This is a genomic window from Microbacterium sp. S1037 (assembly GCF_048381605.1).
GTDB classification, from domain to species: domain Bacteria; phylum Actinomycetota; class Actinomycetes; order Actinomycetales; family Microbacteriaceae; genus Microbacterium; species Microbacterium testaceum_B.
The window spans coordinates 1-22,147 of sequence record NZ_JBLWIG010000004.1 but is presented as its reverse complement, the minus strand read 5'-3'; the positions used below and the strand labels follow the sequence as shown (position 1 = coordinate 22,147).

The following is a 22,147-nucleotide window of genomic DNA, read 5'->3' as shown; positions in this document are numbered from 1 at the left end:
GCGCGCTCAGGTTCCGATCCGGCCGCCGTCCCCGGGCAGGGGGTAACTGTGCCCCAGCCGCCCCCGGAGCCCGTCGACGCTGGCGTGCAGGATCGCGAGGAAGACTGGGAGGCGTCGAGCGATCACGGCGGCGACGAAGAGGAGTCCGAGCCGGACACCGACATTCACCGCGAGGCGAACGCGTGCAGCGGGGGATGAACCTGCTTGCTGGGCGCTGAGGAACGCGGCGTTGCGGTACTGGTAGCGCACGCGCCAGAGATCCGCGTCCGCGGTGCGGAGGATTCGCGGCAGGCGGAAGCGGCTGCGGGGCGGTTCGGCGGTGGCTCGCCAGTCGGTGGTGTCGCGGATCTCGATGTCGAGGCAGAGCCAGATGTCGACTCCCGCGGCGCGCAGACGCGCGGAGAAGGCGTTGTCGTCGGCGTACAGGACGAAGTCCTCGGGTGGCAGCACGCACAACGCCGCCGTCGGGCGGGGGAGGTAAAGCCCTCCCCACATGGCGTTCGGGAGGTCGACCACACGAAAGACGCCGAGTTCGGTTCGCACGTCGGTGATCGACGACGTTCTGGCGACCACACGGCGACGGAAGACGTCCGTCGACAGGAACGCACCGGGCCGAAGCTCGGCGAAAGCGACCCTCGGCGACACGCCGGAGCGCAGTCGGGTGTGGACCGGGTTGACCGCGCGAAAACACGCGACGGCAACACGCTCACCGTCACCGGCACCGAGTCCGGCGGCGACGGCCTGAAGACCATGGAGAGCACCCGCGGGGAGAGGATTGTCGTCGTCGAGGATGAGGACGGGCGTGTCCCGGCGGTACGCCGCCGCAAGGGCCGCGCTGAACGCGGGGGCTGAGCCTCTGTTGCTCGCGAACAGGATCACCTCAAGGCGTCCCTCGGCGCGATCCGCGCACTCGCGCAGCCGTTCCTGCACTCTGACTGATGCGCCGTTGCTGACGACGATCACGTCGGCCCGTTCGTCTGCGAGTACGGACGTGATCGTGGAGGACAGGCCGGAGTCCCATCGGTCGCCGTATGTCACGGTCACGACGGTCACCCGGCCGTCTGCGGAGGAGGTGGTGGAAGGGGTCGGCATCCGTCCGTTCTACGGGGGAGCGGTGACACCGCTGGTGCTTCCTCCGAAGAGGCGGTCCGGGTGTGGCGCGTACGGTAGCGCATCCGCGAGCCGGTCAGCCCGCAGGCGGTGGACTCTCGGTCGCGATGACTCACCCGATTCGTCACCCGTCCGCCCCTCTGCCGTGACCCTCAGGAGCGGGCGACAGGGTGCCATACGGCTGTGGCATCGCCGAGGAGTATCGGTCGGTGGCATCCCTCGTCTCCGGTCTGATCGAATGAGAGCCCTTCTGGGGCGACTCGTAGGGTTCGGTTCGCTCCCGCTGCTCGCCTCCCTCGCTCCTCTACTGCTCCTGGGGATCGTGACGCGTTCGTGCACGGCGGACGAGTGGGCGGCCCTCAGCATCGGACAGGCGGTGGGTTCGTTCGCCACGGCGGCCACCATGTTCGGTTGGCAGGTGGTGGGCCCGCCGGCGGTGGCGCTCGCCGCAGGCGAAGAGGGGGCGCGGGAGATCTACGCGGCGAGTTGGTGGCTGCGAGCGGGCGTTTTCCTCACCGCCACTCCGTGTGCCGCGGTCGTGGCGGCGGGTCTCTCTCCGGCAGGGAACGCGGTGCTGGCGATCTCCATGTGCGCTTCTGCCGCCTTCGCGGGCATGTCGATGACGTGGTACGCCATCGGCCGCGGGCGCCCCGGGATGATCACCATCTTCGAGGTGATACCTCGTCTCGCCTTTCTGACGCTGGGAGCGATCGTCGTCGCCCTCACCGGTCATGCCGTCTGGTACCCGGTGTCCGCTTTGGTCGGGGCAGTGGGCACCCAAACGGTCTTCCACCGGCGGACCTTCCGCTGGACCGTCCCGCGGTGGCCCGGCCGCGCTGCTCTCACGGGTGCCTTGCGTCTGAGCGCCCCCGGCGCGGCTGTCGTCGTCCTCGGGGGCGTCCGATCCGCCGCTCCGATCCCGGCGGCGACATTCGTGAGCGATCCCGGCACCGTCGCGAGGCTCTCGTCGGCCGATCGGCTGTATCGCTACTCTCTCTTCAGCGTGTCAGCGCTGGGCGATGCCCTGCAGAACTGGGTGCTCGAAGCCGGCGTGGGGGGACGTCGACATCGCATCGCCCTTCTCCTCCACACGGTGCTCGGTGTGCTGGGCGCCGCGGGTCTCGGGCTCGTCGGACCGTGGGCGACGGCGGTCCTCTTCGGCGACCACCTCGGAGCGACGAGAGAGCTCTTCGCCGGATACGCTGTCGCGTTCTTCTTCGTGTCGCTCGGCACGCCGCTCGTTCGAAACGTGCTGGTGCCGCTGGGCCGAACGCGTGCCGTCGTCGTCGCCGACGCGGCCGGGCTGGTGTGCGGTGCGGGGACCGCGTTCCTCCTTGTGCCCACGGTCGGGGTCGCGGGGATCCCCCTCGCGCTGGCCACCACCGAGGCCGCGGCGACGCTCGGCTACGCGCTCTCGGCGGTCATCGTGTCACGGGGTCTCAAGAACGGCGCGTCAGCGATGGGGGATCCCGGCGCGGCGAGGGCCGACTGACGACGCGAAAGCGAACCGAACGAGCGCGGCATCAACGCCGAGAAGGCGAGCAGGATCAAGGAGATCTGCCACTGCTGCTCATCGAACGAGAAACCCATGACGGCGAGGAAGGCCGTGGTGGACATCGCCAGCGCTCCGCCGCGCAGTGCCCGCAGGAACACCCCGGCAAGGAGGACCAGAGCGGTCAGGCCGAACAGGGCGAACAGTGAGATGTACATGTTGTCGAAGTAGATGAGATTCCGCGCACCCCGCACCACCCCGGACCGGAAGAGCTCGGCAGTGCCGCCGGCGCCGGCGCCGATCCACAACCGCGCGTCCGGCTGCGACCACAGCGATGACCACGAGTCGGCCACGAGTGTCCGGTGGACGAAGGACACGGAGGATCCGAAGCTGTCATCGAGGGACAGCAGCTTGGGGAGGTCCGTCAGGAGAGCACCGATGCTCAGGACCCCCGTGAGTGCGGTGAGGGCGAGCAATCGACGCCACCGCACGTTCGCCACGAGATAGGTGAGCAGAGCGACGAGCAGAGCCACGACGGCACTGCGCGTTCCCGACAGGGAGAGTCCTGCGAGGCTGACAGCGGCACCGAGCGCGAATCGCCATCGCCGCGTCTCGATGGCGGCGTGCAGAAGCACCAGCGTCGCGACACTGAGGAAAACGGCGAAGGGGATCGGATGACCGAAGCTGGCTTGCGAGCGTCCCGTCAACCACGGGACGAGCACGTTCGCCCGCTCGTCGATGCTCTCCAGCGAGCTCTGGCGCAGGGACCACGCCGTATCGACCACTCTCAGCTGCTCGCAGAAGGCATACACCGTCACGATCAGGCTCAGCACGAGGAAGACCGTGGCGAGCGGCCGCAGATCAGCGTGACGCAGGTGAGGGACGATCATCGCGACGGCGATCGCCGTGCTGACCATCGCGATGTTCAGGATCGTCGAATCCGCGGAGAACTGCCCCACGGTTCGGAGGATCAACCATCCGCCGAAGAGCGCGAAGATCCCCGCTCCCCAGAGCGTGCCGCTCGCCGGGCGGAAGCCCGAGCGCACCTGCGCGGTCGCGCACAGGAGCACGACGGTCAGCAGGGCGGTCGAGGAAGACACCTGGTCGGTGACCGACATCACGGGAACGAGCGCCGCGAGGACCACGCTCCCGCCGACCGCTCGGGCCGCAGCTGTCTCACGGGTCCCACGCAGCACGACGATCATGCAGCCGAGACAGACGGCGAGTGTGAGGAACGTCATGAGACTCCTGCTGTTGTGGACATGTGGGCTCGTCGCCCTGCGACGTCTCGTGAGGAGTCACTCATCGCTCGGTCTCCGGCTGCCGTGGAATCGGCTTCGAACCCAGGCGCGGGCGGCGCGAGTCAGCCGTCTCCGTCGCGCTGACGAGGCCGAGGTGATCGCGACGCCGGCGCGACGTTCCGACGCGAGCGCGACGTCGTCGTCGGGCCACAGCAGGCGGCGGGCGACGCGGAGACGAGCGGACAGGGGCAGGGTCTGCAGGGCGGTCCAGTAAGCGCGCAGACGGTCGGGTCGACCGCGCCATGCCCAGTCGCGGGGCACCGCGTCTTTGGGAACGTGCACCCGCCTGCCGGTGATGATCGAGAGCTCGTCCCGCAGCACCGCGATCGCGCCGAGATCCCTCGCATGTCGGAGAGGATCGTCAGCCGCCGCGAGCAGATTCTTCGCGGACGCGGACGTCGTCTCCGATCGTGGCCCCGCCCCGATCTCCGGTCGGACGACATGGACAGCGGCGAGGACGGCGTGCGCATCCGTCGTGGGGACGGCGACCGCGACGCCGGCGTAGCGAACGTGGGTCGTGGTCGCGAAGACCGCCTCGAAGGCCTCGGAGTCGTCGAGCGTCAGCCCCGGGAAGCGGCGGTGGATGTCGATCTCACACCCCCAGGACGTGGGCGTCATTGTCGCGGTGTGGTGGACGGAGGTGCCCCTCCACGGGTCGGGCTCACGCTCCCACCCCCAGGGGGCGAGAGCGGCGGCCAGCTCATCCCACCGGGCGGGATCGCACCAGACGTCGACATCGCCGGAATGCTCGCGCTCACGCAGACCCTGGTGATGCAGGGCGGGCCCTTTCACGAACACGCACCGGATGCCGAGGGATGCCGCGACGCGTTGGACGAGGGCATAGACGAGCTCGTGCAGGGGAGAGGAGAGCGCCGGAGGATCGAGGTGCGTCACCGCCGCGGGATGGGTTCGACCCAGGACCACCAGACCCCTGTCTCGGAGATGTTCGAGAACGACGTTCTCTTCCGGCGTGAACTCGCGAGGTGTGCGAGGCGCGTTACCGACGAGCTCGCGCCACAGCGTGGCGCCGTCGCCGACGAGGCAGAGCGCCGGCCCGGGGACGATCGGAACAGCGAGAACGTCCGCCTCGGCGGCCAGGGTCGGGATGCCACGCGCGTCGAGCGCGCCGAACGCCACGGGAATCCACCGCTCGTCGGGTGGGGAGGTGAAAGACATGCGGCGGTCCTCGGGAAGACGGGGTCGACCTCCCAGTGTGACCGCGACGAATCCGGGCGGTCTGGTCGCGACGCGTCTTCCCGCGGGTGACCGCGCTGCAGTTCGCCCGCGACCCGGTGGCGTCTCACCCGTGCCGTGGGCCCGAGGGGAAGAGGACCCCGCGGACCTACGGCACGGGGGCCCGGGCGCACCGCCCGAGCCCCCGCTCCTGAAGCCGTCGTCCGGACTCAGGGAATCGGCGACAGCACCACCTGATCGATGAACGCCGTCGCATCTCCCGAGGCTGCCGACCCGCGGAACATGATCTCGTGGTCGCCCGCCGAGACGGTGAACGTCGGCGAGGTGTGAGAGGTGAACGTCGCCGTCGGGGGAGCGAAGCTGTCGACGACCACCCCGTCGATGAGCACCTGCACCGTCTGCACCGCGCTGTACCCGGGGCGTCGCGACGCCTGATACGTGAGCGTGTAGTCGCCGGCGGTCATGTCGAGCGTCTGCGAGAACGATCCGTGCTGCCCGTCACGCGACTGCAGGAGGGCGGTCTGCGTGCCCTCGGGCGCGGACGGCGCCCCGAAGGCACTCCCGTTGTGCTGGATGCCACTGCGGCCGACGAACGACCAGCCCTCGGTGAAGGGAGCCGACTTGACGCCCGTCGTGGACGGAGCCTCGAAGCCGGTGTTCTGCAGCTGCGCCGGCTCCGGCGGGACCGGGGCTTCGATCCGGACCGCGTCGAGGAACGCGGTGCGGTCGCCCGAGGGGGCGGTGGCGCGGAACGTGATCGTGTGGCGACCGCCGTCGGACGTGAAGGCGGGGGTCCGCTTGGTCTCGTACGAGCTCGTCGAACCGACTGCGAACGAGCCGATCACGGTGTCGTCGTACAGCACGTCGAAGCTCTGCGCGGGGTAGCCGGATCGTCCCGAGAGGGCGAAGACGACCTGATACTCCCCGGCGGGGAACGCCGCCTCCTGCGAGATGGTGCCCTGGACCCCGGCATCCGTCTTGAGGTATCCGACCTGCTGACCCTCCGACGGTGTCGGCGGCCCCAGGGGTCCCTGGCCGTTCTGGATGCCGGAGCGACTGTTGAAGGTCCAGCCGTTCGTGAAGGGGCCGGTCTTGGACTTCGTCCCACCGGGCTTCTCGAAGCCGGCGTTGGTCAGCGTCACCAGCGGGTACGACGACGGCAGCTCGGGGCTGACGTAACACTTCTGCGTCCCGTTCGGGTTCGGGTCGCCGAGTGTCGCCGCGTCGCAGGAGACGGGGCCCGTCTTCGCCTGGTAGGTGAACAGTCCGTCGCCACCGAACGCCACGCTCTGCTGACCGGAGAAGAAGCACTCCCCGCCCTCGTTCGCGCAGAGGGTGTAGCCGTCGGGCCCTTCGGAGACGCCGCCGACCTTGAAGAGGCGGCTCGTGATGCCCGAGGCCTGCTTTCCCGTTGCGAAGGCCGCGGCGCGGTAGAGCTTCGTGGAGGTCTCCGGGAGGATCAGGGGGCGCTCGTAGAGCGTCGAGCTCGCGGTCGGTTCCGAACCGTCGGTGGTGTACCGGATCTGCGCCCCCGCGGTGGGCGTCGACAGGGTCAGCACCTCCGAGCCGGCGTAGACGCCGCTGTCGAGATCGAACTGCACGGGGTCGACGCGGCTCGCGGTGAGCTGCGGGGTCACGGTCACGATCGCGACGGCCGACGACGTCGGGTCGGCGGTGCTGGTGGCGCGGACGGCGACCTCGCGTTCCGAGTCGACGCTCGGCGGGGTGTAGACGCCGGCGCTCGACACGGAGCCGTTGCCCGTGCCGTCGACCGACCACGTCACGCCGGCAGCTCCGTCGATGACATCGGCGGTGAGCGCGAGGGTCGAACCCGACGCCACCGTGGGGTCGGCATCGCTCACACGCACCTGGACGGCGGGGTCGGCCGTCGTGTAGATCGCGAACGAGTACCCCTCGTCGAGCTGGTCGGAGAAGCCCGTTCCCGCCGGCAGTGTGGCCGATACGGCGGGCAGGAGCGCGTTCTCATCGGGAACGAGATCGTTGTCGTAGACGACACGGTGGAAGTCCTTGCCGATCGCCGTGGAACCGAACGAGACGTCGAGGTCGGTCGGAGCGGTACCTTTCGACTCCACGAGCAGGGTGTATTCGCCCGCGGCGTCGCGGAACGCGGCGGTGCGCACGTCCGCCGTCGACGAGCTGGACTGCAGCACCTGGCTGTGCGCCGGAATGTAGCGGTTCAGCAACCCTGCGGAGAGGAACGTCTTGCGCGGCTCGAGGCCGAGCGGGAGGGCGTCCCACATGTTGTAGGTGCCGTTCGTGTCGCCGTCCGGGTCGACGGTCCAGGTGCCGTTGAGCTGCCAGACCAGGAGAGAATGCAGCCCCAGGTTCGCGCCCGCGATCACGTAGTTGGCGTACCCCGAGTCCCAGCCGCTCGCGTTGTCGTCCGACCAGCCGAACTCGGACATGTTCACCGGCTTGCCCCCGGCGACGCTCTTGCGGGCGTTGATGCTCGTCGGGACGGAGCCGTACGAGTCGCCGTAGGTGTGGAAGCTGTACTGATCGAACGCGTCGCCGCCGTTCTGCGCCATGTAGGTGGTCCACGCCGGGGCGCCGGTTTCTTCCGGTCCCCAGATCTCGACCTCGTCGCGGAGCCCGTCGGCGACGAGCCGCTGGTGCACGGCCTGCGCCATCTGCACGTAGGCGGCCTGCTGGTCACCGGGGGCTTCGAAGTCCCAGCTGCCGTTGGGCTCGTTGTAATAGGTCAGGTACTTGACGTTGTCGTACCCGCGGACGTTCTTGAGCTGGTCGATCAGAGCGGAGGCGGATGCCGCGTACGCGGCGTTGTCGGCCGGGGCGCTGGTCCACGGGTCGACGCCGGGGATGCCGAACCAGTCGTGGACGGTCGAGCCGACCTTCCAGCCGAAGTTCAGCTCGATGTCGGTGCCGGCGGCCTTGAACGCGTCGAGGTAGGCGTAGAAAGCCTTCATCCGGTCGCTGTCCCAGGTGTAGACCCCCTTCTCGGGCTCCATCCAGTCGATCTGGAACCAGACGCGCGCGACCTTGGGGCGGATGGTGGCGATGCGCTCGGCATCCACCGCCCAGTCGGCATCCGAGTATCCGAATCCGCGTGAACGCTCCATGAGGGCGGACGGGATGACGTTGACGCCGATGCCGAGGAAATCGTTCTGCACCACCGTGGCGGTGTCGACCGAGATCGTGGCTGTCGTGTCGGCGGTGGCCGGCGACACGGTGCCCGCGACCGCGAGGGACGCGATCACCGCACCGGTGGTGGAGAGCGCCGTCCAACGGCGTAGGGGATGGGGGGATCGCATGAGACTCCGTCGTCTTCGAGGGCGAGTAGCGGGTAGTCAAACTACCTACTGTGGATGCCGTCGAGGGTAATCCGGTGCGATTCGTGCGCGCAAGAGCTGCAGGAAAGGTAGTGAGGGTAGTCCTGCTACCGATTTGGAGGGAAGGTGCGCGCCCCGCAAGAGATACAGCGGGCGCGGCGTCCCCCAATGCCGCCGCGCCCGCTGATGAGAACAGGAGGGGCCCGGGGTCGTCCGATGCGCGTGAGCGAAGGAGGAGTCGGGGGCCTCGCACCATGTCTCTGTCTTCATCCAAGCACAGGGGGTCGTAAATAGCACTCTTCGATTCATGTAAATACGATCGAGAGACGGGTCGTCTACGATCGATGCGTGGGTCGCGGTGCTGTCGGACCACCCTCCCGGTACTCCCGGCGAGTGGTGGCGAACGTGGATCGCCTGCGGAGGGCGAAAGGGCTCACCGTCGGCGAGCTCATCAGTCGCGCCGGGATGACGAAGAGCTACTACCAGTCGCGCGCGGGCTTCTCGCTGCCGTACAACACCAACGACATCGAAGCGCTCGCCGCCGTCCTCGAGGTGACGCCCGAGCAGCTCGCGAGCCCCGATTCGGCCCCCCGCATCGAGATGCGCGTACCGGCGGGGCCGCTCGCTCAGCGTGTGCGTCGGTTGGTCGCGAGTCACGCGGCGACCGAGGCCGATCTGCTCGCTCATCTCGAAGACGTCGATCCCCGTGCCGCGCACGGTGCGCGCATCCTGCTCTCCGCCACCACGAACACGGTGGTTCTCGACGAAGAGGTGCTGCGGCTCATCACGCACTGGGCCGATGTGCCTGCGGAGTACCTCACCGACTACACCGACGAGGCCCTGACGGATCGGACAGAGGCCGAACTCGAACTGCGCGAGGCGATGCGCGAGGCGGGTGCGGAGAGCATCCAGTTCCGTGCGCTCGGCCAGATGTCACCCGACGCGCTCCGCGCCATCGCCCGATCTCTCCGGGGCAGGCCGCCGGCGTCATGATCCACCGGACGGGGAGGCGGCGGTGACGGCGTCCGACGACATGCTCGCGCGCGTGCGGACGCGCGGCGATCGTGCGCTCGCCCGCACGACGCTCGCTCCGGGCGCGACCTTCGACGAGGTCGTGCGCGCCGTCGAGGACGCGGTCGGCATCCGGATCCGGGTCATCGCCGAGACCGACACCGCGACGTGGGGCACTCTCACCGGCTTCCTCGTCTCATTTCCCGATCGTCGAGAGGGCACCATCCACGTCCGCGCGGCCGACGCACGCGTCTATCGGGAGTTCGCGGCCTCGCACGAACTCGGTCACCTTCTCGACGACGCGCAATGCTGCGGCGCTGTGCACGAGCGCTCGTCGGTTTCGCCTCACACCAATCCCGATCTCGACACGGCGCAGGTGGAGGCAGAGCTCGTGGCCGAACACGTCGCACACGCCATCGCCCGTCTGATGTATGCCAGCCCGAGAGTCGCGGAGCTGTCATGGTGACCACGCTGCTCATCGACGCAGCGCTCGTCGGACTCGCGCTCGTCGTGATCGCGCGAGCGCGCGTCGCCTGGCGGCAACCGCGAGCGCGGATCGCCTGGCTCGCGGCCCTCCTGGGCGTCATCGCTCTCCTCACCCAGGGCACCGTCATCCCTCTCGTGACGATGGACGCGCCGCTCGGTGGAACCAACGTGCTCAAACTCGTGCAGAACGTGCTGACGATGGTCGCGCTGTGGCTCGGCATCCAGGCCGGCACGGCGCCCGCGAGCGCGCGGATCAGGACCCTGCGGTGGGGCTTCCCGCTGGCGCTGGCCGCGCTGTTCGCCGTGGTCTTCTTCGTGGCGATGCCGGAGCGTGGTCCCTCGTCGTTCCTGTTCCTCGAGACGGCGGCGCGCACGTCGACCGGTGCGTGGGCCTATGGCGTCGTGCACATGTCGGGAATCGCCCTGGTCGGGGCCCTGCTCTACCGATCGGCGCGCACTTCGCTCCCCGTCGCACGCCGGCTGTTCCGGGTGGGCGCTGCGGGCATCGTGCTCGGCTGTCTCAGCGAGGTCGTCGACCTCACCCTCACGCGGTTCTTCGTCCCGAACGCCGTCGTCAGCGCCCTGTTCGACCCGCTGTTCTATCTCGGCGTGGTGTCGTTCGTGATCGGGATCTTCATGGCATCCCGGACCGTCGCAGAGATCCGTCGTCGGGGGCAGAGCCTGCTCGCACGCGCCGAGCGGCTCGCTCGGGATCGCGCGGCGAGCGTGCCGGTCGGACCCGCGGCGTTCGGGGAACTCGACACCCGACTCCACGCCCTGCGCGTCGCCATCGAAGACGACGCGATCGCCACCTCGACCCCTCTGCGGGACGAGGAGCGCGCTCTGCTTGACGCCATCGACACCCACCTCACCCGCCCCACCTCAGGAGACCGCGCATGACTCGCCGCCTCATCGTCGGAACCGGCATCGCCGCGGCGGCCGTCGGCGCTGTGCATCTCGCGCTCGGCGGTTACGTCGCCCGGCGCCTGATCGCACCGCGCGCAGCCAAGCCCTTCGTCCCCGTCGAGATCGACGGCGACACGGTCTCGGTGCCCGCGACCGCCGAGAGCCGGCAACCCGGAACGTACGGAGTCTGGCTCGACGACGGCACGCACCTCACGGTCGGCGAGATCGTGCGGGACGACGGAGCGCGCATCGTCCGATCCATCCTCGCGCGTCCGGACGGCCTGGTCGACGGCCCCGCGCGAGGGGCATGGACGTCGCAGAGCATCGGGGCCCCCGAGGAGGTGGGCCCGACCGAGCACGTCGCGATCCCCCTCCGGCGCGGCGGCGATGCCAGAGCATGGGTCATCGGGGATCCGGATGCCGCCCGCTGGGCCATTCACGTGCACGGCCTGCGGTCGAGCCGGTCCGGTGCGCTGCGCTCAGCACCCGCCGCCCACGACGTCGGATGGACCTCACTCGTCGTGTCGTACGCGGGTGACGAGGAAGCGGCTCCCGCCGAAGCGCTGCCCTCGTCGCTCGGGATGCGGGAATGGCGCGACGTCGACGACGCGATCACCTACGCCGTCGAGCACGGCGCGCGCGAGATCGTGCTCGTGGCGTGGTCGATGGGAGCCACGATCGCGATGCTCGCGCTCGAGGAATCGCGCCACCGCGGCGCGATCACCGGTCTCGTGCTCGTCGCCCCTGCCCTGGACTGGAACCGGATCGTCGCCCGCGCGGTGCGGGGTGTGCACCTGCCCGGCTCGGTCGGTGCCACCGCCCTGCGGGTGCTCGAGAGCCGGCTCGGATCGCGGGTGCTCGGGCTCGTCGAGGCGGTCGACGCCCGCGCGCTGAACTGGGTCGACGGTTCGCGTCCCGCGCCCGCGGTGCCGACCCTCATCGTGCACAGTCTGCGCGACCCGGTGGTGCCGGTGACCGGTTCGACGGCCTACGCGGCGCGGCATCCGCAGGTCTCACTCGTTGCGTTCGACGCGACGGGGCACTGCAACGAGGCCAACCAGGACCCCGGGCGGTTCCGAGAGGCGATCGCCGGGTTCTTGCGCGGGGTGCCGGCCGCCGGTTAGAGACCCAGCGTCCGCCGCAGGAAGTCGTTGCGGAAGACGCCGCGCGGGTCCGCCTCCCTCGCCGTCGCGAGGAAGTCGTCGGCGCGGGGGAGCGTGGCGCGGACGGTCTCTCCGGGCATGGTGAAGGCCTTGCCCCAGTGCGGTCGTGCGTCGAACGGGGCGAGCGCCGCCTCGATGCGGGGCAGCACCCCGAGCACGCCGGCGGTGTCGTTGCGCCAGGTGAAGTGGATCGCGAGGACGTCACGCTGATACGCGGGGCTCAGCCACAGTTCGTCGGCGGCGACGGTGCGCAGCTCGGTGACGAGCAGGTGCGCGTCGAACGCGGGCGCGATCGCCCGCACCGCCGCGAGGGCCTCGCGCGCGGACGAGAACGGGACGAAGTACTCGGACTGGATCTCGTCGCCGTCGCTGGGCAGGGCGTCGGCGCGGAAGTGCGGGAGCCGCGTGTGCCACGGGCCGGCGGTCCCGCGCGGAGTGGTGTTGTCGACGGTCCGGATCCGCCCGAGGTGGATGTCGTCTCCGACGGGTCGACCGCCCAGCTCTCCGACCCAATCGGGTGCGCCGTCGTCGCTCTTCGCCCAGACGAGATCGTGGGCCGGGTCGCCCCACGTCGTGAAGATGCTGACACTGCGCGCGCCGCCGAAGACCCGCTTCGGGTCCGCCACGATGTCGTCCCACGCCACCCCGGTGTACGCCTGCTGCGTCACCCGGTAGGTCGGCTCGGTCTGCAGTTCTACCGCGGTGACGACACCGAGGGCACCGATGCTGAGCGCGGCGGCGGGGAACCACGCGTGCGTCTCGTCGATGCGGTGCGTCCGGCCCTCGGCATCCATGATCTCGACAGCCCGCACGGCGCTCGACAGGTTGCCGTTGCGGATACCGGAACCGTGCGTACCCGTGGCGGTGGCGCCGGCGACGGAGATGTGGGGGAGCGAACCGAGGTTGTGCAGGGCGCGGCCCTCGGCCTCGATCACGGGGGCGAGTTGCGCGAACGTCACGAGACCCTCGACGCGTACCCGGTCGCCGGTCGTCTGGACGCGGGTGGGCATGCGCTCGAGCGACACCAGCGCCGCGTCGGAGTCGGCCACGTCGTTGAACGTGTGCCGCGTCGCCTGGACGCGGAGGGTGCGGGCGGATGCCACGACCTCGGCGAGCTCGTCGAGGTCGGCGGGCAGCAGCACCTCGGTGGCGCGGTAGCGGTGGTTTCCCGACCACGTGGCTCCGGCGGGGCGTGTCTCGGTCATGGTTCTCCTCGAGTCGACGTGTCCATCCTGCCCTGGGTCGCCGACACCGGGGCCGGCGCGGCGCGCCCGCGGTGAGGAGGGGAGGGGCAGGGACGAGGGGAGGGCGTGCCGGCCGGGGGCATCCTCCGCTCGTCCCCTGTCCTCCCCGCGTCACGCCGCGGGGCCCCGGGGCGAGCGCTCACCGCCCCGGGAAGAGCTCGGCCTCGAACACCGCCTCGGCCGCGCCCACGAGCAACCGGTCCTCGCCCAGCTCAGCGACCGCGAGGCGCAGACCCTCGGCGCACGCGGGCACCGTCTGCGCGCGCACCGCCGCGTCGAGCCCGTCGAGATCGCGTGCCGCGAGCACAGCCAGGAAGCCGCCGAGCACGATCACCGCCGGGTTCAGCACGTTGGCGGCGTTGGCGAGAGCGGTCGCGAGGATCCGCCGCTGCCGATCGACTTCGGCGGCCGAAACGGGGTCGGATGCGGATGCCAGGGCGTCGGACAGGGCCGCGTCGTCACCGCCTTCGAGCCCCACGGCGGCGAGCAGCCGCGAGCGGCTCACCTCGTCTTCCAGTACCCCGTCGGCGGCCCGGCGGTCGGCGGCATCCACGATCCCGGGGCGGTTCTGCCCGAACTCGCCCGCGTACCCGCCTGCGCCGCCGAGCGGGATGCCGCCGACGATCACGGCACCGCCGATGCCGCTCGCGCCGCCGTTGAGGTAGACGACGTCGTGCGCGCCGCGTGCGGCGCCGAAGAGATACTCGGCGAGAGCGCCGAGCGCGGCGTCGTTGCCCACCCGGGCCGGCAATCCCGTCGCCTGTTCGATGAGCGCGCCGATCGCGGCATCCGTCCACTCCAGGTGCGGGGCCGTCCGCACGAGGCCGTCGGCGGCGCGCACGGGGCCGGGGACGGCGACTCCCACACCGACCGTGCGGCGACCGCGGAGGGGCCCTTCGGCCCAGGCGGCGAGGCGCTCGCCGACGAGTTCGGCGGTGCGCTCCGGCGTCAGCAGCCGCGTCTGCGGGAGCCGTTCGCGAGCGATCAGCGTGCCGTCGAGCGCGATGACGCCGATGTCGAGCGCGTCGACCTCGGGGTTCACCGCCACCGTGACGACACGCGGATCGGGCGCCACCGTGGGCGACGGGCGGCCGACCCGGCCGACCGGATCGGGCGCCCGCTCCACGGCCAGACCATCGCTCACGAGCTCGCCGACGAGGTCGGCGATCGTCGAGCGGTTCAGGCCGGTCGCCTCGGTGAGCGCCGCGCGGGAGCGGGGGCCCTCGCGGTGCACGGTGCGCAGCACCAGCGCGAGATTGGCGCGGCGCATGCCGTCGCCTCTGCTCGCGGTGACCATTCGTCCACTGTGCCATGAGGCGCGTCGACGCGTCGGCATCCGGGACCTCCCCGCGCGGCCATGAACGCGATCCGCGCACGGAAACGCGAGTACAGCGTGTTTCTGTGCGCGGATCGCGTTTATGCCGACGACGTGGACGCGGAGGTGCGCGGGCCGCCCGCCGGACCCGCCGCGCGTTGGATCAGCCCACTCCGCCGCGGTCGACGAGGCGCGTCGGCACGAGCTGGGTGTGCGACCCGGTGGCCGGTTCGGCCCCTCGGGAGAGCAGGGTCTGCGCCGCACGCGTGCCGAGGTCGGCGATGTCGTAGTCGACGATGCGGATGCGTCGGGGCAGCAGCCGGGAGAGCTCGAAATCGTCGAATCCCGCGATGGCGACGTCGGCTCCGCGCGGCAGGATCGACTCCAGCGCGCCGATCGTGGCGCGGTTGTTGGCGCAGAACACCGCGGTGGGCGGGTCGTCGGCGGCGAGGAGGCGCTCCATCGCGTCGCGTGCGGCGGTCGGCGTGTGCAGGTTCTCGACCACGAGCGCGGGATCGGGCGTATGACCCGCGGCCGCGAAGGCGTCGCGCACCCCCTCCCAGCGCTCGGCCATCGTGTAGATCCCGAGCGAGTCCTGCAGCACGGCGATGCGCCGATGCCCCTCGGCGAGCAGCTCCGCGACGGCGGCCCGGGCTCCGCCGCGGTTGTCGAGCAGGATCGCGTCCGCGGGGATGCCGCTACCTGGGCGGTCGAGGAAGACCACCGGGGTGCCCAACTCGACCTCCCGCGCGAGGTAGGAGTGGTCGGCGGCGGTGGGCACCACGATCAGCCCGCCGACCTGGCGCTGGCACATGTCGAGGGCGAGGGCGCGTTCGATGTCGGCGTCTTCTTCGCTGGATGCCATGACCACGTGCATGCGCTGACGTGCCGCGATCGACGACACGGCGGCGGCGACCGCCATGTAGAAGGTGTTGGACAGGTCGGCGGCGATGAAGCCGATCGTGTCGCGGCTGCCCGACCGCAGGTTCGCGGCCAGGGCGTTGCGGTGGTAGCCGAGGCGGGTGACGGCGGCGTTCACGCGCTCGGTCAGCGCGGGGTCGACGTGGGGCTCGCCGTTGACCACGCGCGAGACCGTCTTCAGGCTCACGCCGGCCTCGGCGGCGACGTCGATCATCGTGGGGCGGCCGGATTTGCGCATGCGTCTCCTCGGGGTGCCGTCGGGCGGCGTCCTCCGAGCTTAGGGAGCCGCGGGGCGGCATCCGGCGCTCGCCGCTCCGGGCGCGGAACCCGGGCGCGCCGCGAGTAGGCGGCGCGCCCGGGCGGGTGGATCAGTGCTCGGGTGCGACGAACGTCCCGGTCTCGTGCGAGGCGATGGCCGCGGCGAACAAGCGGTGGGTGAGCGCCGCCTCCTCGGGGCGGACGCAGCCGAAGCCGTCGCCCAGCTCACCCACGTACTCGGCGAGGAAGGCCGCCCACATCTGCAGGATGGCATCCGAGAAACCGGACTCGAAGTTCGGACCCGTCACCGTGGGCCACACCGACTGGCTGCCCGCGTCGACGCTCTGCCAGCTCTGCTCACGGCCCACACCCGGCACGTCGATGAAGGCGAACACCTCGACCTGCTTGGGGTTCTTGGTGCTGAACCGCACGCCGCCGTCCATACCGATGGCCTCGAACTCCCACGTGTTCTTCTGCCCCGGCGCGATGCGCTTGGTCTCGGTCGTGAGGGGGAACGGGGCGTCGTCGTGCCGGGCCCACGAGTGGATCACGGCGTTGTCCCACGTGTCGCACGGCTGCGGCGTGCCGTCGGGGCCCGGGCGCTCGGTGACGATATCCTGCAGGATGCCGACGACCTTCTCGGGCGTCCAGCCCAGGCGCAGCGGCACGTGCCAGGTGTGCATGCCGAGGTCGTTGAGCACCCCGGCCTCGCCGCAGAACTGTTTCTGCCGCTTCCAGTTCAGCGGCTTGTTCACGTCGATGTCGCTGGCGTGGAGGAAGGTGCATTTCGCCTCGACGATGCGGCCGAGGGCGCCCGAGCGCACGTAGTCGACGGCCCACTGCGCGCCGGGGAAGAACGGCATCTCGCTCGAGACGCGGACGAACGACTCGGGCGTCTCGTCGATGGCGGCGACGACCGCGTCGGCGGCGGCGCGGTCGATGCCGAAGGGCTTCTCGGCGAGCAGGGCCTTGCCGGCGCGGACGGTGTCGACGTAGAGCCGCTCGTGCAGATCGTGGCGCACGGCGATGTAGACGACGTCGACGCGGGGGTCGGCGAGGAGCTCGTGGTGGTCGGTCGTGGTCAGCTGCACCGTGTCGATGCGCTCGAAGAACTCGAGAGCGGCGGGGTTGATGTCGCAGACGGCCACGAGCTCGGGCTCGGCGGGGTGGTCGATCAGTGCGGGCCAGCGGCGCAGGGCCGCGGCGATCTCGCGGCCCATGAGGCCGCCGCCGATGATGCCGATTCCGACCTTCTTACCGGTCATGCGGCACCACCGATCAGGGTCAGGGCCTCGTCGACAGAGGCGTCGTCGTGCACGACCGCCATGAGCGCCGCGGTGATGCCGGCGGGGTCGTCGTGCTGGATGACGTTGCGGCCGTAGACGATGCCGCGGGCGCCCTGTTCGAGCACGGCCTTCGTCCGCTCGAGGAGCGTGCGGTCGTCGACGCGTCCGCCGCCGCGCACGAGCACGGGGGTGTCCCCGGCCGCCTGGATGACCTTGTGGTAGTCGGTGATGTCGTCGGTCGGGTCGGCCTTGATGAGGTCGGCGCCGAGCTCGCGGGCCTGTCGCACGAGCGTGACGATCTTGGCGGTGTCGCCGTCGACGCCGTATCCGCCGGTGCCGGGTTTGGTCTGCATGACCAGCGGTTCGATCATCAGCGGCATCCCGTACCGCTCCGCGTCGGTGCGCAAGGCCAGGATCGACCGGATGCACTGCTCGCGGATCTGCGGCTCACCGGGCAGATCGAGCAGGTTCACGCAGACCGCTACCGCGTCCAAGCGGACTGCGACCTGGATGGCATCCGGAACGAGGACGCTGTGCAGAGGAGACTCGAGCGGGTCGCCGTAGACGTTGGCGATGTCGGTGCGTAGCACCAGGCCGGGCTTCTGCTTGCCGGGGACGGACTGCAGCAGCGGCGCCTGGCCGAGAGTGAGCTGCACGGCGTCGGGCCCGGCGTCGACGAGGGTCGCGACGGTCTTGGCCATGTCCTCGATGCCGGTGAGGAAGTGATGCTCGTGGAAGGCGCCGTGGTCGACGGCGACATCGAGCGCGCGGCCGGAGCGCGCGTTGAAGAGGCGGTTGAGGCGGGGTTTCGACATGGGGTGTGGGTCTCCGAAGCGTCGTGTCGGGGCGCGGCTCTGCGCTCGTCGGTCAGTATGCGGTCTCGAGACAACGTTGTCAACGACTGCTATCGTGTGACCGCACACGGCGAGGAAGGCGGAGCTCATGGACGAGCGCAATGACAGGATGACCTCCACGGCGCGGGGGCGCGCCGCACTCGGGTGGCCGGAAGCGGCCGTCGAGGCGTCGATCCGCACCGACGGACCGGATGCCGGAACCCGCCGTCTCCGCGTCATCGCGGGCGATCTCGACATCGAGCTCCTTCCCGACCGCGGCCTCGATCTCGGGCAGGTGCGGCATCGTGGGGTGCCGTTGGCCTGGGTCTCGCCCACGGGCTGGCCCCGCCCGAGCGGCGGCCCGTTCGGCGCGACGTTCGGGGGAGGGCTCGTCACGACGTGCGGTTTGCTGTCGTTCGGGCCGCCCTCGCGCGACGGCGAGGGCGAGCATCCGCAGCACGGGCGGTACACGACGCTCGCGGCGACGGTGACCCGGGCGGAGGTGCTCGACGACGCCGTCGTCGTGGAGGCGACGATCGTCGAGGCGACCGTGCTCGGCGCGCACCTCGAGCTGCACCGGCGCATCCGCGTGCCGCGGGGCGAGGCGCGCATCGAACTGCGCGACGAGATCGTCAACCGCGGCGCGCGCGCCATCGAGCCCATGGTGCTCTACCACGTGAACCTCGGTCGGCCGCTGATCCAGGAGGGGACGCTGCTGCACTCCCCGGCGGAGCGCGTCGTGCCGCGCGACGCCGACGCCGAGGCCGGCCTGGCGACCTGGGCGCAGTTCCCCGCGCCCGCCGACAGGTATCCCGAGCAGGTGTTCGCCCACGAGCTCCCGGCCGATCAGTGGGTGAGCGCCGAGGTGCACGCGCCGTCGGGGCTCGGCATCCGGATCTCGTTCGACACCGCTGCGCTGCCGGGGCTGTTCCAGTGGCGTGTGGCGCAGGACGACGGCGTCGTGCTGGGTGTCGAGCCGGCGACGGCGGTGACCATCCTCGGGCGCCAGGACGCCCGCGAGCGTGGGCTGTTGCGGGCGCTGTCGGCGGGGCAGTCGTGGAAGCTTGGGCTCGACATCGGTGTCATGAGTCCCGAATTGTGACTTGACAACGTTGTCCCGGACGCCCATGCTCAATCCCACGAGGTCGCGAGAAGACCTCCTTCGAGCAAGACAACGATGTCTGGACAGCCATGACCCACCACGAACGAGCGACCGCCGCGGCCGCCCCCGAGCCGATCGGGTTCGCCCGATGAAGCCCGTCCTGCTGCCCCCCAACCCCGTGCAGCACTTCTACCTCGGCGGCGACCGCATCGCCGCGCTCCGCGGCATCGTGCCCGAGACCGACCGTCAGCCCGAGGAGTGGCTCGGCTCGACCGTCTCGCGCTTCGGCTCCGACGAGATCGGCCTCGCCGTGACCGACGACGGTGACTTCTTGCGCGACCTCGTGGCCGGGGATCGCGCCGCGTGGGTGGGGGCCCGCGCGGGACGGGACGCCGCGGACCTCGGCATCCTGGTCAAGCTCCTCGACGCGCGTCAGCGCCTCCCCGTGCATGTGCACCCCGACCGCGGATTCGCGAGCGCCCACCTCGACTGCCCGTACGGCAAGACCGAGGCCTGGTACGTGCTCGAGACCGAGGACGACTGCGCCGTACACGTCGGCTGGAACCAGCCGGTCGACCGCGACGAGCTCGACCGCCGCCGCGACGCGCAGGACAGCGAGTGGATGCTGTCGCGGATGAACCGCGTGGTCGTGCGGCCGGGCATGGGGGTGCTCGTGCCCGCGGGGACCGTGCACGCGATCGACGGAGGGATCTTCGTCGCCGAGGTGCAGGAGCCCACCGACTTCTCGATCCTGCTCGAGTGGTCGATCACGACGTCGACGCGAGACGAGTCGCACCTCGATCTCGGCTTCGACGCCGTGATGCCGTCGGTGTCGACCGAGAAGCTGGATGCCGAGGCCCTCGACGCCCTGATCAGCACCGTCGGTGAGACCCCGGCGGGGACGGGCTTCCGCTCGCTGCTGCCCGCGGTGGCCGACCCGTACTTCCGCCTGTACGACGCCGCGGGAGACACCGCTGCTCGCGAGGCCGGCTTCGCGGTGGTGCTGGTGCGCGAGGGCTCCGGTGCGCTGGTGTCCGACGTGGGATCGATCGATGTCGAGCGCGGCCAGGTCTACGCCGTGCCGCACGCGTTCGGTGCTTGGCGCCTGACCGGTGCCGCCGAGATCCTCGTCGCCGCCCCCGGCGCAGGGTGGCCCGGCACGCTCCGCGGCGGTGACGTGCGATGAGCGACTACGTCGTCGGAATCGACATGGGCTCCACCAGCACCAAGCTGCTGGTGGCCACCCCCGAGGGGCACCAGGTGCTCGTGATGAGCCGCCGCTCGCCGTGGACGAACCTCGACCACGGCCGGGCCGAGATGACCGCCGCGCAGGCGATCGCTGTCGTGCACGAGCTCGCCGCCGAGGCCGACGCCCGCCTCGACGAGGGATACCGCATCGTCGCGCTCGGCGTCTCGGGCATGGCCGAGGCCGGCGTGCTCCTGGATGCCGAGGGCACGGCGCTCGCGCCGATCATGGCCTGGTTCGACCCGCGGGGGGCCGCGCAGATCATGGCGACCCCCGACGCCTTCCGCGCCGAGTTCCCGGGCCGCACGGGCCTGCCGGTCGGGCCTCTGGCATCCATCGCCAAGTTGCTCCACCTGCGCGACAGCGGAATCGCGCTCGTCGGAACCACGTTCCTCAACGTCCCCGAGTACGTCGTGCATGCGCTCGGCGGACCGCGGGTCGCGGAGTACTCGCTTGTCTCGCGCACGGGCCTCATCGACCAGGACGACAGCACCCCCTGGCAGGCGGCGCTCGACGTGCTCGGCGTGGACGCGTCGATCCTCGGGGAGCTCGTCAGCGCGGGTGAGGCCGTCGGCACGCTGAGCGACCCCGGGATGCCCGCCGGATTCCGCGGGGCGGCGCTCACCATCGCCGGTCACGACCACCTCGTCTCGGCCGTCGCGGTCGGCGCGACCCACACGGGCCAGCTCTACGACTCGATGGGCACCGCCGAGGCTCTCGTGCGCGTGCTCGACGACACCCTTCCCTTCGCCGCGCGCGAGCGGCTCGCCCACGCGGGCATCAACTGCGTGCGGCACGTCATCCCGGGCAAGTACGTGCTCCTGGCGGGCACGAAGTCCGGCTTGCTGATGCGACGCGTCCTGCAGCTGCTCGGGATCACGGATGCCGTGGGCCGGGCGCGCATCGACGACGAGACCATGGCGCTCCCCGCGCTCGGAACGGTCTCGGACGCCGGTCTCGCGGTCTCGGGTGCGCGCAACGACGACGGCGTGCTGAAAATCGTCGCGCAGAGCGACGGGCTCAGCCCCGCGGAGCTGTTCGCCGCCGCCCTGCGCCACGGCAACGACATGCTCGCCGAGTACACGGTGGTGATGGACCGCGAGGTCGAGCCGCCGACCTCGACCGTGCTGACCGGCGGGTGGTCGTCGATGGCATCCGTCGTCCGTTCCCGCTCGGCGCTCCTGCCCGAGGTCACCGTCTCGACTCACGACGAGGGCACCGCCTACGGGGCGGCGCTGTTCGCCGCTTTCGCCGTGTCCGCCGCTTCTTTCGAGGACGTCGCTGAGACGTTCCTCACTTCCTCCCTCCTCACTCCTGAAAGGAGCTGACGATGTCGTCAGTCAGCACGAGCGTCCCGGTGCTGCAGGCCCGGGGCCTGTCGCGCCAGTTCGGATCCGTCCGCGCCCTCAACAACGTCGATTTCGAGGTCTATCCGGGCGAGGTCACCGCGTTGATCGGCGACAACGGCGCCGGGAAGTCCACCCTCGTGAAGGCCCTCTCCGGCAACCTCGCGGTCGACGAGGGCGAGATCCTCTTCGACGGCAAGCCGATCGAGATGACCAACCCGCAGGTGGCGTCCTCTCTCGGGATCGAGACCGTCTACCAGGACCTCGCCCTCGCCCCCCACCTCGACCCGGTGCAGAACATGTACCTGGGTCGGGAGATCCGCCGTCCGGGCCTCGCCGGTGCTCTCGGTTTCATGAAGACGAAGGAGATGGCGAAGGCCTCGCGCGCCGCGTTCGACGAGCTGGGCGCGACGGTCCGCAGTCTTACCTCCCCGGTCGGGGAGATGTCGGGTGGACAGCGGCAGGCGATCGCGATCGCGCGCGCCGTGCACTGGGCCGGGCGCATGGTGTTCCTGGACGAGCCGACCGCCGCGCTCGGGGTGCGTCAGACGAAGAACGTGCTCGAGACCATCCGCCGGGTGCGGGACAAGGGCATCGCGGTGGTGCTGATCTCGCACTCGAT

General features: G+C 70.7%; 18 protein-coding genes. 9 read left to right on the top strand and 9 right to left on the bottom strand.

What is annotated here, in order from left to right:
* Positions 1 to 6 precede the first annotated feature (6 nt).
* Entirely contained in the window at positions 7 to 1,092 is a 1,086-nt protein-coding gene (locus ACMW4R_RS18685) for a glycosyltransferase (protein WP_081319247.1), read from the bottom strand.
* 256 nt (positions 1,093 to 1,348) lie between these two features.
* Between ACMW4R_RS18685 and ACMW4R_RS18680 the strand changes: the two genes are divergently transcribed.
* Positions 1,349 to 2,602, top strand: coding sequence for a lipopolysaccharide biosynthesis protein (locus tag ACMW4R_RS18680; RefSeq protein WP_418300665.1), 1,254 nt, complete (start codon positions 1,349 to 1,351; stop codon positions 2,600 to 2,602).
* On the opposite strand, the gene ACMW4R_RS18675 is transcribed toward ACMW4R_RS18680, so the two are convergent.
* From ACMW4R_RS18675 to ACMW4R_RS18665, 3 genes are all read right to left on the bottom strand, one after another.
* Positions 2,515 to 3,843, bottom strand: coding sequence for an O-antigen ligase family protein (locus ACMW4R_RS18675; RefSeq protein WP_418300664.1), 1,329 nt, complete (start codon positions 3,841 to 3,843; stop codon positions 2,515 to 2,517). The genes ACMW4R_RS18680 and ACMW4R_RS18675 overlap by 88 nt on opposite strands.
* Positions 3,844 to 3,900: 57 nt before the next feature.
* Complete coding sequence (locus ACMW4R_RS18670; RefSeq protein ID WP_418300663.1) at positions 3,901 to 5,079, bottom strand: nucleotidyltransferase family protein; 1,179 nt, start codon at positions 5,077 to 5,079, stop codon at positions 3,901 to 3,903.
* Between the two features lie 227 nt (positions 5,080 to 5,306).
* Positions 5,307 to 8,390, bottom strand: coding sequence for a chitobiase/beta-hexosaminidase C-terminal domain-containing protein (locus ACMW4R_RS18665; RefSeq protein WP_418300662.1), 3,084 nt, complete (start codon positions 8,388 to 8,390; stop codon positions 5,307 to 5,309).
* 411 nt (positions 8,391 to 8,801) lie between these two features.
* Here ACMW4R_RS18665 and ACMW4R_RS18660 point away from each other — a divergent pair, with 411 nt between their 5' ends.
* From ACMW4R_RS18660 to ACMW4R_RS18645, 4 genes are read left to right on the top strand one after another with little or no spacing between them, the layout of a single operon-like run.
* Entirely contained in the window at positions 8,802 to 9,401 is a 600-nt protein-coding gene (locus ACMW4R_RS18660) for a helix-turn-helix transcriptional regulator (RefSeq protein ID WP_363338832.1), read from the top strand.
* A gap of 22 nt (positions 9,402 to 9,423) precedes the next feature.
* Complete coding sequence (locus ACMW4R_RS18655) at positions 9,424 to 9,885, top strand: hypothetical protein (RefSeq protein ID WP_418300661.1); 462 nt, start codon at positions 9,424 to 9,426, stop codon at positions 9,883 to 9,885.
* A complete protein-coding gene (locus tag ACMW4R_RS18650) occupies positions 9,879 to 10,805 on the top strand; it encodes a hypothetical protein (RefSeq protein WP_418300660.1) in 927 nt (308 codons plus the stop codon). The genes ACMW4R_RS18655 and ACMW4R_RS18650 overlap by 7 nt, the downstream gene beginning before the upstream one ends.
* The gene (locus ACMW4R_RS18645; RefSeq protein WP_418300659.1) at positions 10,802 to 11,935 is read left to right on the top strand and encodes an alpha/beta hydrolase; all 1,134 of its coding nucleotides are present in this window, start codon (positions 10,802 to 10,804) and stop codon (positions 11,933 to 11,935) included. Before ACMW4R_RS18650 ends, ACMW4R_RS18645 begins: the two co-directional genes overlap by 4 nt.
* Here ACMW4R_RS18645 and ACMW4R_RS18640 read toward each other — a convergent pair.
* The 5 genes from ACMW4R_RS18640 to ACMW4R_RS18620 form a co-directional block, all read right to left on the bottom strand.
* On the bottom strand, positions 11,932 to 13,179 hold the full coding sequence (locus ACMW4R_RS18640; RefSeq protein WP_418300658.1) for a D-arabinono-1,4-lactone oxidase: 1,248 nt from the start codon (positions 13,177 to 13,179) through the stop codon (positions 11,932 to 11,934). The genes ACMW4R_RS18645 and ACMW4R_RS18640 overlap by 4 nt on opposite strands.
* A gap of 178 nt (positions 13,180 to 13,357) precedes the next feature.
* Positions 13,358 to 14,515: an ROK family transcriptional regulator gene (locus tag ACMW4R_RS18635; RefSeq protein ID WP_418300657.1), complete on the bottom strand. Its 1,158-nt coding sequence runs from the start codon at positions 14,513 to 14,515 to the stop codon at positions 13,358 to 13,360.
* A gap of 181 nt (positions 14,516 to 14,696) precedes the next feature.
* Positions 14,697 to 15,692, bottom strand: a complete 996-nt coding sequence (locus tag ACMW4R_RS18630) for a LacI family DNA-binding transcriptional regulator (RefSeq protein WP_418300656.1) — start codon at positions 15,690 to 15,692, stop codon at positions 14,697 to 14,699.
* A gap of 130 nt (positions 15,693 to 15,822) precedes the next feature.
* Positions 15,823 to 16,977, bottom strand: a complete 1,155-nt coding sequence (locus ACMW4R_RS18625) for a Gfo/Idh/MocA family protein (RefSeq protein WP_418300655.1) — start codon at positions 16,975 to 16,977, stop codon at positions 15,823 to 15,825.
* Positions 16,974 to 17,813, bottom strand: a complete 840-nt coding sequence (locus ACMW4R_RS18620) for a class I fructose-bisphosphate aldolase (RefSeq protein WP_058595129.1) — start codon at positions 17,811 to 17,813, stop codon at positions 16,974 to 16,976. The genes ACMW4R_RS18625 and ACMW4R_RS18620 overlap by 4 nt, the downstream gene beginning before the upstream one ends.
* 127 nt (positions 17,814 to 17,940) lie before the next feature.
* Here ACMW4R_RS18620 and ACMW4R_RS18615 point away from each other — a divergent pair, with 127 nt between their 5' ends.
* The 4 genes from ACMW4R_RS18615 to ACMW4R_RS18600 form a co-directional block, all read left to right on the top strand.
* Positions 17,941 to 18,933 carry a DUF4432 family protein gene (locus tag ACMW4R_RS18615; protein ID WP_418300654.1) on the top strand — a complete coding sequence of 331 codons (993 nt, stop codon included), beginning with the start codon at positions 17,941 to 17,943 and terminating at the stop codon, positions 18,931 to 18,933.
* Positions 18,934 to 19,081: 148 nt separating this feature from the next.
* Positions 19,082 to 20,119 carry a class I mannose-6-phosphate isomerase gene (locus tag ACMW4R_RS18610; protein WP_418300653.1) on the top strand — a complete coding sequence of 346 codons (1,038 nt, stop codon included), beginning with the start codon at positions 19,082 to 19,084 and terminating at the stop codon, positions 20,117 to 20,119.
* The gene (locus ACMW4R_RS18605) at positions 20,116 to 21,507 is read left to right on the top strand and encodes an FGGY-family carbohydrate kinase (protein WP_418300652.1); all 1,392 of its coding nucleotides are present in this window, start codon (positions 20,116 to 20,118) and stop codon (positions 21,505 to 21,507) included. Before ACMW4R_RS18610 ends, ACMW4R_RS18605 begins: the two co-directional genes overlap by 4 nt.
* A gap of 2 nt (positions 21,508 to 21,509) precedes the next feature.
* Positions 21,510 to 22,147: ATP-binding cassette domain-containing protein (locus ACMW4R_RS18600; protein WP_418300651.1), on the top strand; the 638-nt coding region annotated here is incomplete at its 3' end.